This window comes from Verrucomicrobiota bacterium, assembly GCA_016871675.1.
Taxonomy (GTDB): Bacteria; Verrucomicrobiota; Verrucomicrobiia; order Limisphaerales; family VHCN01; genus VHCN01.
Genome location: VHCN01000032.1, coordinates 1 through 12788, shown reverse-complemented (window position 1 = coordinate 12788; position 12788 = coordinate 1). Strand labels below are relative to the sequence as shown.

Genomic DNA, 12788 nt, shown 5'->3' with positions numbered 1-12788 from the left:
CCGTGTCGCGCGTTCGGACCCGCCGTGCCGCAGAAATGACCGCGCCCGTGAAGAACTCGATGTTTGCCCTCGCGAACCGGCTGGGAGAGCATCGCGCATCGCCCATGCAACTCATCAACCCCGCCACCGAGGAGGCTTTCACCGAAGTCGCTACCGCCACGCCTGCGGATGCGAGCGCCGCCGTCGAGTCCGCGCAGCGGGCTTGGGAGGATAGCTGGCGCAATCTCGCGCCCGGCAAGCGCGCGGAAATCCTCTTCAACATCGCCCGCGTCCTGCGCGAGCACCGCGAGGAACTCGCGCAGCTCGAATGCGCGAACATCGGCAAGCCCATCAGCGATGCGCGGGATGAAATCGGCCTCGGCTCGCGGGTCTTCGAGTATTACGCGGGAGCCATCGGCCAGTTCTGCGGGCAGACCATCCCCGTCGCGCGCGGCGGGCTGGACTTCACCCTGCGCGAGCCGATGGGCGTGGTCGCGGCCATCGTGCCGTGGAATTTCCCATTCCCCATCGCGTGCTGGAAGGCCGCGCCCGCCCTGGCGGCCGGCAACTGCGTCGTGCTCAAACCCGCGTCGCTCTCGCCGCTCACCGCGCTGCGGCTCGGCGAACTCGCCTTCGCCGCCGGGTTGCCGCCCGGTGTGCTGCAGGTGCTCGTCGGCCCGGGTTCCGCCATCGGCGATGCGCTCGTCACGCATCCGCTTGTGCGCAAGGTTTCCTTCACCGGCTCAACGGAGATTGGCCGGCGCCTCATGGAACTCGCCTCGCGCGATTTGAAGCGCGTCTCGCTCGAACTCGGCGGCAAGTCGCCGAACATCGTCTTCGCGGACGCCGACTGGCAGCGCGCCGCCGACACCTCGCCGCTGAGCGTCTTCGCCAACACCGGCCAGGACTGCTGCGCCCGCAGCCGCGTCTTCGTCGAGCGCGGGATTTACGAGGCATTCGCCGAACGCTTCGTCGCTGCCACGAAGAAGCTTATCGTCGGCGACCCGAAGCAGGACGCAACGCAACTTGGCCCGCTCGTCTCCGCAGCCCAGCGTGCGAGCGTGGAGGACTTCCTCACCGACGCGAAGAAGTGCGGAACGAAGTTTGCATGCGGCGGCAATCGGCCCCGGGTCCAGTCATCGGCCGAAGACACCCCTCACCCGGCCTCCGGCCACCCTCTCCCCTCATCCGATGAGGGGAGAGGGCAGGGTGAGGGGTGTTCGTCGCCAAGCAAGGGCTTTTACCTTGAACCCACCGTCCTGCTGGACGTGGACAAGTCCACCCGCTGCTGGCGCGAGGAAATCTTCGGCCCGGTCGTGTGCATCGTGCCCTTCGACCACGAGGAGCAGATGCTCCGCGCCGTCAACGCGTCGCCCTACGGCCTCAGCGGCTCCATCTGGACGAACGACCTCCGCCGCGCCCTCCGCGTCGCCCGTGCCGTGCAAAGCGGCGTCCTCAGCATCAACTCGCACAGCAGCGTGCATGTGGAGGCGCCGTTCGGCGGATACAAGCAGAGCGGGCTGGGCCGGGACTTGGGCATGGCGGCGATGGAGGGGTATACGGAGGTGAAGAATGTGTATGTGGCGGAATGAGGGTGCTGCGTAATGCGTAAGAAGAAGGGTGCTTGGGCCCGGAGTCGCCCAGCACCGCATGAAGCTCCTGACCGAAGTCATCAAGCTTCTGCTGAAGATGGTTCCCGACCAGCGCGGCAGTGAGTTGCGAGAAGACCCGGTTCCCTATCGAACCGCAGCAGACAACGAAGCCGATTCCGATGCTTCAGACTTGGCCGCCTTGCTTTGCACTATCCCGATGCCATGATGCCCCGAGTCCACGCGCCTTCTGACGCATTACGCATTACGCATTACGCCCCATGACCCTCGCCCAACTCAAATCCCAGATTAAGTCCGGATTCATCGACACCGTCCTCGTCGCCTTCCCTGATCCATTCGGCCGGCTGGTGGGCAAGCGGTTCCGCGCCGACTTCTTCCTCGACTCGGTCGTGAAGCACGGGACGCACGGATGCAATTACCTGCTCACGGTGAACCTCGACATGGACCCGCTCGATGGCTTCAAGGTCGCGAACTGGGACGCGGGCTTCGGCGACTTTGTGTTCCGGGCGGACATGGACACGCTGCGAGTGCTGCCGTGGCAGCCGGGTGCGGCGTTCGTGCTGTGCGACCTAGCGCGCGAGGACGGCACGCTCGTCGCGGAAGCGCCGCGCTCCGTGCTGCGCCGGCAATTGGACTTGCTCGCGAAGCAGGGCCAGACCTGCGTCTGCGCGAGCGAGCTGGAGTTTTACCTGTTCAACCAGACCTACGAAGCCGCGCGCGCGGGCGGCTACCGCGAACTCCAGCCGTCGAGCGACTACCGGATTGATTACCACCTCATGCAGCCGACGCGCGACGAGCCGCTCATGCGCGCCATCCGCAACGGCATGTGCGCCGCGCGCGTGCCGGTGGAGAGCAGCAAGGGCGAGTGGAGCCGCGGCCAGCACGAGATCAACTTCACCTGCGCCGCCCCGCTGCCGATGGCGGACATGCACGCGCTCTTCAAGCAGGGCGTTCGCGAAATCGCCGCGCAGCACGGCAGGGCGGTGACGTTCATGGCGAAGTATGCGCCGGGCGAAGCGGGCAACTCGTGCCACATTCACATGAGCTTGTGGAGGGGTGGGAAGAACATGTTCGCGGGCGAAGTAGGCAAAAGGCGAAAGGCAAAAGGCAAAAGTGCCGAGACGACAAGCGTGGAGGGTTCCAAGCTCTTTCGACAATTCCTCGGCGGCCTGATGAAATACTCGCCGGAGCTGTGCCTGTTCTTCGGGCCGACCATCAACAGCTACAAGCGCTACCAGCCCGGCAGTTGGGCGCCGACGCGCATGGCGTGGGCGGTGGACAACCGCACGACCGGCTTCCGCGTCGTGGGGCACGACGGCTCGTTCCGCATCGAGAACCGGATGCCGGGCGCGGATGCGAACCCGTATCTCGCCTTCGCCGCGATGCTGGCGGCCGGCATGGCGGGCGTGCGCGAGAAACTGGACTGCGGCCCCGAGTATCACGGCAACGCCTACGTGGACCCGAAGCTCGCCCGCCTCCCGAGTTCCCTGCGCGCCGCGACCGGCCTCTTCGAGAAGTCCAACCTCGCCCGCACCGCCTTCGGCGACGACGTGGTGGACTTCTACACCCACCACGCGCGGCTGGAGCACGAGGCGTTCGGCAACGCCGTGACCGACTGGGAGAAGCAGCGTTACTTCGAGCAGATTTGAACGGACGCAGACCGGCGGCGTGATCCCGTGTCGAACCGCCGGCGCGATGTCCTTCGGCCCCGGCGGGCTGCTGCTCCTCACGTTCCCGCAGCCGCTCGCCCGGTGTCCCGGCTGAGTTGAGCCTGCCCTTCGTCGTGCGTAGCACTCGTCACCGCTCACGAATGCTGCCAGCCGCGGTCCGCGAGAAGTTCCTGTCCCGTGAGCGCGCGGCTCGAATCGCTCGCGAGGAAGAGAATCACGTCCGCGATTTCCTCCGGGGCGAGCAGCGTCTCGATGCACTGCGCCTCGCGGATGAGCCGCTTCACCGCGGGCGTCACGTATTCGCGAAGCTGCCGCTCGGTCATGATCCAGCCGGGCGAGACGGCGTTCACGCGGATGCCGCGCGGCCCGAGCTCGCGCGCGAGCGAGCGCGTGAAGCCGAGCACGCCGCCCTTGGTCGCGACGTAGGCGGTCATGTTCACGGGCGCCGTGTGGAAGGTCAGCGAGCAGAGGTTGATGATGGCGCCCATCCCCTCGGGCATGTGGCGCGACGCCTCGCGCGCGGTGAGGATGTAGGCGCGCAGGTTCACCGCCCACAGCTCGTCGAGGAACTTCACGGATGCGTGTTCCTGCGGCATGCGCGGATCGATGGCGGCATTGTTCACGAGCACGTGGATGCCGCCGCCGCGCGCCGCGCTTCGGGAAATCCACCGGCAGATGTCCGTCTCGCGGCGGAGGTCCACGCGCTGGAAATCCGCGCCGTGGCCGAGCTCCTTCACGAGCCGCTGCCCGGCCCGCGCGTCGGTGTCGCAAAAGAACACGCGCGCGCCGAGCCCGTGAAACGCGCGGACCGTGGCCTCGCCGATGCCGTTGGCGCCGCCGGTCACGAGGACGCAGCGGCCTTGAAGCTCCGTGTGGATCGTCATGGGAACGGGCCGAGTATGGTCAACCCGATGTGGTTGGGTAGCGGAAAATCCGCCGGCTCGCGGCCGGCAGACGCCCGTGCCCCGCTCCGTTTTCCCCGCTTGCCCCGGCGCTCGCTTCAACTAGCATCCGCCCAACCAACCCCAATCGCTGTGCCACTTTCTGACTTGCTCCGACGTGCCCGCGCCCTCTTCATCGCAATGCTCGCGGTCCCCGCGATGATCGCCTCGCTCGCGCTGCCGGCGGGCGCGGCCGACAAGCTCGACGAATGGTCGCGGATGGATTTCCGCCAGATCGTCGCGGGCTCCAAGGACAAGGTCTTCCCCACCGTCGTCTTCATCCGCTGCCTGCGCGAGAGCATGGAAGGCGGGCGCAAGCAGACGCAGGAAGTCTCCGGCTCCGGCGTGCTCATCTCCGCCACGGGCGAGGTGCTCTCCAACTGGCACGTCGTCGAGAAAGCCACCGAGGTCCGCTGCCTCCTCTTCAACGGCCACGCTTACGAGGCGAAGATCGTCGGGCTCGACAAGGACACCGACATCTCGCTGCTCCAGCTCAAGCTGAAGCCCGGCGAACCGCCGCTGCCCTTCGCGCCGCTCGGCGACTCCATGAAGCTCAAGGAAGGCGACTTCGTGATGGCCATGGGCGCGCCGTGGGGACTCTCGCGCAGCGTGAGCATCGGCATCGTGTCCTGCACGCGGCGCTTCCTGCCCGGCGTGAGCGAATACAGCCTCTGGCTCCAGACCGACGCCGCCATCAGCCCCGGCAATTCCGGCGGCCCGCTCGTCAACACCAGCGGCGAAGTCATCGGCATCAACACCCGCGGCATCATGAGCGGCGGCGACACCGGCTTCGCCATCCCCTCGACCGTCATCCGCGAACTCGTCTCGCAGATTCGCGCGCACGGCAAGATTCCGTGGAGCTGGACCGGCCTCCAGCTCCAGCCGCTGCGCGACTTCAACAAAAACATCTACTTCGACGCCACCGAGGGCGTGGTCGTGGCCGAGACCGACCCCGAGAGCCCCGCCAAGCGCGCGGGCATCCAGACCGGCGACCGCATCCTGCGCCTCAACGGCGAGAGCCTCACCGCGACCACCGAGGAGGATTTGCCCGACCTGCGCCGCCGGCTCGGACTGCTCGCGAAGGGCAAGCCCGCGAAGCTCGAAGTCGTCCGGCAGGGCAACGTGATGAACATCGAGCTCACGCCGCGCGAGAAGGGCCGCGTCGAGGGCGAGGAACTCGACTGCCCGCGCTGGGACTTCACCGTCAAGGTCATCAACCAGTTCGACAACCCCGACCTCTACTTCCACCGCACCAAGGGCGTGTTCGTCTACGGCACCAAGTCACCCGGCAACGCGCAGTCCGCCGGGCTGCAATCGCGCGACATCCTGCTCAAGATTGACGGGCAGGACGTGCTCACCCTCGACGACGTGCGCGGGCTGCACAAGAAGGCCATCGGAAACGTGGCCACCAAGCCGCGGCTCGTGTTCAGCGTGCTCCGCGGCGGCCTGCTCCGGCAGATCGTTTTGGACTTCTCGCGCAACTACGAGAAGGACTGACATCGGCCGGTTCTTCCGAAACCCCAACTCGACCATGAACACCCGCATCGCCATCACTACCCTCCTCGCTCTGCTGGCAGCATCCACGTCCGCGCAGGATTCCACCGCCGACTTGGCCGCCGTCGCGAAGAAGCTCGCCCCGTCGCTCGTGAAGGTCGAATACGAGCTCCAGTCCGACAAGGGCGACCAGCCGCGCTCGCAGTCGTGGGGCGAGCGCTGCCCGAACTGCGGCGAGTTCCACGGCAACCCGCTCGAGGATTACATCCGGCAGGAGCGCGCCGTCGAGGCTTCGGGCGTCATGCTCGCGCCGCGCGAAGTCCTCGCGCAGGACCTCGAGACGCACCCGCGCTTCATCAAGGCGATCCGCGTCCGGCACGGCGGCGCCTCCGTCGCCGCGACGGTCAAGGCCTTCGCGCGCGAGCATGACGCGGTGCTGCTTGAACTCGCCGAACCGCTCGCGGATGCGAAGCCGCTCGCGTTCGACGCCGCAAAGAAAGGCCCGTATTTCGCCGCGAGCCACAAGTTCATGAACGGCGACTGGCAGACACGCGTTTCAGGGCTCGGCGGTTCGCTCACGCTGCCCGAGCGCGGGAAGGCGTTCATCGCCGCGCCCGGCTTCGCAGTTGTCACCGACAAGTCCGGCGCCGCCGTCGGCTTCGCCACGCAGTCCGAACTGCCGCCCGACGGCTCGTGGAAAGGCCCGCCGCAGAAGTGGCCGTTCCTCACGTCCGCCGACATGGCCGCGCGGCTTGCAAAGGTCGAGAAAGATTCGCAAGGCACGTTGCTGCGCGTTCACCTGAGTTTTCGAAGCCCGAAGACGCAGACGGGCACCGGCATCGGGTTCGGCGGCGGCTTCCGCGGCGGCGGCCGGTTCGGCGGCGGGGGAAGCGACGATGAGGACATTGAGAGCGCGACCGAGCGGAACGTGATCGGCGTGGCCATCGCGCCGGACCGGTTGCTCGTGCTGTCGAACCTCCGCGCGCGCACCACGGCGCGATTGCAAAAAATCACCGTGCACCGCGGCGAGACGTCGCAGGAGGGCAGGTTCGTCGCGTCGCTCAAGGACTACGGCGCGCTGGTCATCAGCGTGGCGAAGCCCCTGCCCGCGTCGCTGAAGCTCTCGACGGCGAGCATCCTCGGCGCGAAGAACCAGCTCGTGTTCGCCGAGGAACTCACGTTGCAGGGCGACAAGCGCGTGGCCTACGCGTCGCACACGCGCATCACGACCTTTCAAGCGGGCTGGCGCGGCCAGGTGAATCCCGGCATCGAGGGCGCGACGACGACGCCGTTCGTGTTCGACGAATCGGGCGCGCTGCTCTCGCTGCCCGTTGCGCGCCGCGAGCGGTTGCAAACGGGCCGCTTCACCGGCGGCGGCGCCAGCAACGCGCGCACCGTCGCGGCAAGCCACCTCGCAGCGGTCCTCGCGGACCTCGACAAGCACAGCGACCCGAACAACACGCCGCTCAGCGAGGCGGACGAGAACCGCATCGCGTGGCTCGGCGTCGAGTTGCAGGCGCTCAACAAGGAACTCGCGCGCGTCAACGGTGTGTCCGACCAGACGGGCGACGGCCGCAACGGCGCGCTCGTGACGCACGTGTATGCGGGCTCGCCCGCGGACCAGGCGGGCATCGAGCCCGGCTGGGTGCTGCTGCGGCTGCGCTCGCCCGACCAGCCGAACGCGATCGAGCTCCAGTTGCAGGAGGACCGCGGCGGTTTCGGCGCGAACTTCCCGTGGGACCAGCTCGACCAGTTGAACGAGCGCATCTTCGACCGCCTGCCCGCGCCGTGGCCGAACGCGGAGAACCCGCTCAACCGCATCCTCACCGACCTCGGCCTCGGCTCGAAGGTGGCGGTCGAGTTCTTCGCGAACGGCAAGGCGCTGCGGAAGGACTTCGACGTGACGCCGAGCCCCGCGCACTACGAGAGCGCGCCGCGGTTCAAGTCCGAGCCGCTCGGCCTGACCGTGCGCAACCTGACCTACGAGGTGCTGCGCTACATGCAGCGCCGGTCCGACGAGCCCGGCGTGGTGATCTCGAAGATCGAGGCCGGCAGCCGCGTGTCCGTCGCCGGCATCAAGCCCTACGAGGTCATCACGCACGTCAACGACCAGCCGGTGTCCAACGTCGCCGACTTCGAGAAGCTCGTGAAACAGCCGGGCGACCTGAACTTCTCGGTGAAGCGCATGGCCACCGGCCGCCTCGTGAAAATCAAGGCGCTGGCGGCGAACTGAAACGGTGCAACCCGCGAAGCGTCAGCATCCACACCGTTGAACCCGACCCCGCCCGGTCTGCGCGGTGAGGCGCTGCGCAGAAATGCGGTTGAGCCCCGCCTGCGGCGGCGGCATCCTCGGCCACGCGCGAGCCCGAACTCCAGATGAATACGAACCAATCCGAATGTTGCGTCCTCGCGGCAATCGCCGTCCTTCTCGGCGCCTGCGAACCGAAACCCGCGCCGCCCGCAACCGCGCCCGCCGCGAAGGCCGCCGGCTTCCTCGCGCCGGGCGCCGACCCGTCCGACATGTCGTGGACCAATGGGATGGTGTGGATTCCCGGCGGCAAGTTCGCGATGGGCGCGACCGATGGGCAGGCCGATGAAAAACCAGTGCACGAGGTCGTCGTGGATGGGTTCTGGATGGACAAGACCGAGGTGACAAACGAGCAATTTGACAGGTTCGTCCGGGCGACCGGCTACATCACCGTCGCCGAGCGCAAGCCGAACCCGGAGGATTTTCCCGGCGTGCCGCCGGACAAGCTGGTGGCCGGTTCGATCGTGTTCAGTCCGCCCGACGTCGTCGGGTCGTTGCGCGATCACATGCAATGGTGGGAATACGTGGCGGGCGCGAACTGGCGGCACCCCGAGGGGCCGAAGTCGAGCATCGCCGGGCGCGAGAAGCACCCCGTCGTGCACGTGTGCTGGTTCGATGCGGTGGCGTATGGCAAGTGGGCCGGCAAGCGGCTTCCGACCGAGGCCGAGTGGGAATACGCCGCGCGCGGCGGAGTCGCCGGCGCGGCTTACATCTGGGGCGCGGAACAGAATCCGGGCGGCAAGCTGCTTGCGAACACCTGGCAGGGGCGCTTCCCGAAGGAGAACACGCTGGGTGACGGGCATCAGTTCGCCGCGCCCGTCGGCTCCTACCCTGCGAACGGCTTCGGCCTGCACGACATGGCGGGCAACGTATGGGAGTGGTGCCTCGACTGGTATCTGCCCGAATACTACGCGCAGAGCCCGAAGGACAACCCGCAGGGCCCCGACCGCAGCCACGACCCGAACGAACCCGGCATCGCGAAGCGCGTCTCCCGCGGCGGCTCGTTCCTGTGCACGGACCAGTATTGCTCGGGCTTCCGGCCCGCGATGCGGATGAAGACCTCGCCCGACACCGGCCTCCAGCACACGGGCTTCCGGTGTGTGCGGACGAAGTGAGGCGTGTTCCCCGGCGGCTTCCGACCTTTGCGCCGGGTGACTCGGGCGCCGGCTACTGCGCGAGAATTCGCCGCGTGATCCCGTTCCTGTCTTTCTTCGGCTTGAGCGCGACGGGGCCGCCGCCCTTCGGCAGGTCCACGGTGAGCGCCGCGGTGTCGCCGCCGTTGACGTAAGGCGCGTATTGCCGGCCCGGCTCGCTCATCGCGCTCACGCGCTGGCCTTCCTGCAGCGGCGACTGGATGAACGACTTGTCCGGCTTCATGCGGATGAAGTTGAACACGCTCACCGCGGGGTGCGGGTTCCCGATCTTCTTCCGGCCAATGGCGCTGTGCATTCGAGCCGTGCCTTGCTACGCTCGCCGTGTGAGCGAAGCGTTCCAGTCCATCGGCATCATCGCGGGGAGCCGCGAGTTGCCGCTCGTGTTCGCGAGGCAGGCGCGGGCGATGGGCGTCCGGCGCATCGTCGCCGCGGCGTTCGAGGGCGAGACCGACCCGGCGCTCGCCGCGCTCGTGGATGACATCGAATGGCTGCGCGTCGGCCAGCTCTCGCGGATGATCGAGACGTTCACCCGGCGCGGCGTGACGCACTGCGTGATGGCCGGGCAGATCGCGCCGCGAAACCTCTTTGACCTGCGCCCGGACCTGCGCGCGATGGCCATGCTCCTGAAGCTTCGCGAGAAAAATGCCCACACCATCTTCGGCGCGATCATCGAGGAGATGCGCAAGGACGGCGTGGACGTCGTGCCCGCGATCCCGTGGCTCAAGCCGCTGATGCCCGGCGCGGGATTTCGCATCGGCCCGAAACCGACGGACGTCCAGCGCGAGGACATCGCGTTCGGGCTGAGGCTCGCGCGTGAGATGTCGCGGCTGGACATCGGGCAGACGGTCGTCGTCAAGGACGGCACGGTGCTCGCGGTCGAGGGTTTCGAGGGGACAGACCGTTGCCTCGCCCGCGGCGGCGAGCTCGCGGGCAAAGCGGGCGGCGCCGTGGCGGTGAAGCTTGCCAAGCCGGATCACGACATGCGCTTTGACATTCCCTGCATCGGCGCGCTGACGATCGAAACGTGCGCGAAGTCCGGCGTGACCGTGCTGGCCGTCGAACCGGGCCGCACACTGCTGCTCGAGCAGGAGCGCTGCGAGCAACTCGCGCACGCCGGCGGCGTGACCGTGGTGACCACGGATTGAGCAGTGACTTGTCGCAGCGCGACAAATTCCGCCTGTTTCATCCGTTCGACCACGGGTTGCCTTCGCCGCGGACTCCGCACAGACTTCGCGCGTGACGCCTCCCCGCACCGGTTACTTCACCGGGACTTATCGCTCCGCGGTGGACGACTCGACGCAGCCGTTCGCCGCGTGGGTGCCGCGGACTTACTCGCGCCGTCGCGCGTATCCGCTCGTGGTGATGCTGCACGGGATGGACGGCGACGAGCGGATGATTCCCGGGCAGTGTTTCCGCATGCACGAGCGCGGGTTTCGCGAGGATGTGATTGTCGTGAGCCCGTTCGGTCGCGGCGACATCGGCTTCCGCTACATGGGCGAGACGGATTTTTGGGACGTGGTGAACTGGGTCCGCGACCGCTATCGCGTGGACGCGCGTCGGCAGTATCTCACCGGCCTCTCGATGGGCGGCTTCGCGACGTGGCGGCTCGCGTGCAAGTATCCGGCGCAATGGGCCGCGGTGGCGCCGATTTGCGGCGGCGGGCATCGCGCCGCGCTCAAGTCCCTGCGCCGCGTGCCCGTGTGGTGTGTTCACGGCGACCTCGACGAGCTTGTGCCGGTGGAGCGGTCGCGCCGCCTCGTGGATGAGCTGCGCCGGCTCAAATTCACGGTCCGTTACGACGAGCTCGCGGGCTGGGGGCATCACTCGTGGGAATGGCTCTACAACCCGGAGCGCAGTCGCGACTCGCTGGTGGATTGGTTCCTCGAGCACCGCCGGCCCGTCCCCGCGCCGCGCGTTCGTGCGCCGCGCGCGGAGCCGGGGTTCAAGAATCTGTTTCACGACCGCCTCATCATCAGCCATCCGTCGGCATCGCCGGTGCCGCGCGAGGCCGGACTGCTTCGCGCGGAAGCGCAGCGCATCGCGGAATTTCGATTCGGCGATTACCCGATGAAGAGCGGGCGGCTCCTGGTGAAGACGGACGCGGAGGTGACGCGAGCCGATTTGCAAGGCGCGAGCCACCTGATGCTCGGCCGCACGGACAACCATCGCTGGCTCAAGGCGGCGTCGCGCAAGCTGGTCGCACGGCACGCGCGCGGTTTGTTGTGGGCGGGCGGGCGGAGCTACATCGGCAAGACGCTCATCGCCGCGACGCGCCAGCAAAGCCCTTGGAATGCCGGGCGGCAGCTTGGCGTGATGACCTACCAGCAGGTGAACCTGATGGACGGCGCGGCGGAGTTGTTCTGCGGCTGGCAGCACGAACTGGCGGACCTGAACCTTTACGACGCGCAGTCCGCGCGGTTCGTCTTGAAGGCGTAGGGGTGGAACGGCGGAACGGGAGGACCACCAGCCCGGCCCGCTATCCGGCCCGATGCCACAGTTCGAAGTGGAGCAGCGCGGCGACGACGAGCGAGTGCCGGACCTTTCCGGAGGAGACGAGCGACGCGATCTCCGCTGCGGGAATCAGGCGCGTGGCGAGGTCCTCGCCGCAGTCGGGTTCGACCGTGCCCGTTGGCCGGCAATCCTCCACGAGCACGGTGTGGACGGTGTTGCCTTGAATCGCGGGATTGGCCCACACGGCGCCGATGACGCGGGCACGGGAGCCTTCGTAGCCGGTTTCCTCGCGCAACTCGCGCACGCCCGTCGCGACGGGGTCAGTCTCGTGCGGGTCCATGACGCCGCCGGGGATTTCGAGTTCGACGGTGTTGGTGCCGTGGCGGAATTGCTCGACGCACACGAGCCCGCCTTCGGGCGTGAGGGCGATCACGTTCACCCAGTCGGGGCATTCGAGCACGAAGAAGTCATGTTCGGCTCCAGTCCGCGGCGAGCGCTTGAAGTCGCGCCGGACCTTGAAAATGCGGTGGTCGCCGAGCGGCTCGGAACGGAGGAGTGGCCAGGGGAGGGGCATTGGGGATTGCCGATTGCCGATTGCCGTTTGCCGATGGCCGATGGAGTCGACGGCACCCAGCCAAGCCGCGGACGGAGGGTCAGACGCCGGCTTCGGCGCGGCCCATGATCCGCACGGACTGCATCCCGACGCGTTGGACGGGTTTGCTCTTCTCGCCGCCGCCGCCGCGAACCGTCGGCAGGTCTCCGATCGCAAGCAGCACATCCTCGCCGGCGACGAGCGCGCCGAAGGCCGTGTATTTGCCGTCAAGGAAGCTCGCCTCATCGAGGCACACGAAGAACTGGCTGCCCGCCGAGTCGGGATCCGAAGACCGCGCCATCGAGAGCACGCCGCGGACGTGCGGCCGGTCGTTGAACTCGGCCTTGATCTGGTAGCCGGGGCCGCCGGTGCCCCAGCGGGGTTCCATCGCGGGGTTCTTCGTCAGCGGGTCGCCGCCCTGGATCATGAAGCCCTTCATGATGCGGTGAAACGCCGTGCCGTCGTAGTAGCCGGACTGAGCGAGCTTCTTGAAGTTGGCGACCGTGTTCGGCGCGACGTCGGTCCAGAACTCGGCGATCATCTGGCCGTGGTCGGTGGTGAAGACGGCGACTTCGTTGGCGTGGCTCAT

General features: G+C 67.6%; 11 protein-coding genes. 7 read left to right on the top strand and 4 right to left on the bottom strand.

The features are described 5' to 3' along the window. Positions 1-104 precede the first annotated feature (104 nt). Positions 105-1571, top strand: coding sequence for an aldehyde dehydrogenase (locus FJ386_08610; protein ID MBM3876763.1), 1467 nt, complete (start codon positions 105-107; stop codon positions 1569-1571). A gap of 278 nt (positions 1572-1849) precedes the next feature. Further along, entirely contained in the window at positions 1850-3238 is a 1389-nt protein-coding gene (locus FJ386_08605) for a glutamine synthetase (GenBank protein ID MBM3876762.1), read from the top strand. A 155-nt stretch (positions 3239-3393) separates the two neighbouring features. Here the strand turns inward: FJ386_08605 and FJ386_08600 are convergent, their stop codons facing one another. Then, on the bottom strand, positions 3394-4143 hold the full coding sequence (locus FJ386_08600) for an SDR family oxidoreductase (protein ID MBM3876761.1): 750 nt from the start codon (positions 4141-4143) through the stop codon (positions 3394-3396). A 15-nt stretch (positions 4144-4158) separates the two neighbouring features. On the opposite strand from FJ386_08600, the gene FJ386_08595 reads away from it, so the two are divergent. From FJ386_08595 to FJ386_08585, 3 genes are all read left to right on the top strand, one after another. After that, complete coding sequence (locus tag FJ386_08595; GenBank protein MBM3876760.1) at positions 4159-5697, top strand: PDZ domain-containing protein; 1539 nt, start codon at positions 4159-4161, stop codon at positions 5695-5697. 34 nt (positions 5698-5731) lie between these two features. After that, positions 5732-7927 carry a hypothetical protein gene (locus FJ386_08590; protein ID MBM3876759.1) on the top strand — a complete coding sequence of 732 codons (2196 nt, stop codon included), beginning with the start codon at positions 5732-5734 and terminating at the stop codon, positions 7925-7927. A gap of 305 nt (positions 7928-8232) precedes the next feature. Next, positions 8233-9117, top strand: coding sequence for a formylglycine-generating enzyme family protein (locus tag FJ386_08585; GenBank protein ID MBM3876758.1), 885 nt, complete (start codon positions 8233-8235; stop codon positions 9115-9117). A 52-nt stretch (positions 9118-9169) separates the two neighbouring features. Here the strand turns inward: FJ386_08585 and FJ386_08580 are convergent, their stop codons facing one another. Then, positions 9170-9379, bottom strand: coding sequence for a hypothetical protein (locus FJ386_08580; GenBank protein ID MBM3876757.1), 210 nt, complete (start codon positions 9377-9379; stop codon positions 9170-9172). On the opposite strand from FJ386_08580, the gene FJ386_08575 reads away from it, so the two are divergent. Both FJ386_08575 and FJ386_08570 read left to right on the top strand, forming a co-directional pair. Further along, positions 9357-10301, top strand: coding sequence for an LpxI family protein (locus FJ386_08575; protein ID MBM3876756.1), 945 nt, complete (start codon positions 9357-9359; stop codon positions 10299-10301). The genes FJ386_08580 and FJ386_08575 overlap by 23 nt on opposite strands. Before the next feature lie 25 nt (positions 10302-10326). Beyond that, positions 10327-11592, top strand: coding sequence for a hypothetical protein (locus tag FJ386_08570; GenBank protein MBM3876755.1), 1266 nt, complete (start codon positions 10327-10329; stop codon positions 11590-11592). Between the two features lie 40 nt (positions 11593-11632). On the opposite strand, the gene FJ386_08565 is transcribed toward FJ386_08570, so the two are convergent. Together FJ386_08565 and FJ386_08560 are read right to left on the bottom strand one after the other, a co-directional pair. Further along, complete coding sequence (locus FJ386_08565; protein ID MBM3876754.1) at positions 11633-12181, bottom strand: NUDIX hydrolase; 549 nt, start codon at positions 12179-12181, stop codon at positions 11633-11635. Positions 12182-12260: 79 nt separating this feature from the next. Beyond that, positions 12261-12788, bottom strand: a complete 528-nt coding sequence (locus FJ386_08560) for a peptidylprolyl isomerase (GenBank protein ID MBM3876753.1) — start codon at positions 12786-12788, stop codon at positions 12261-12263.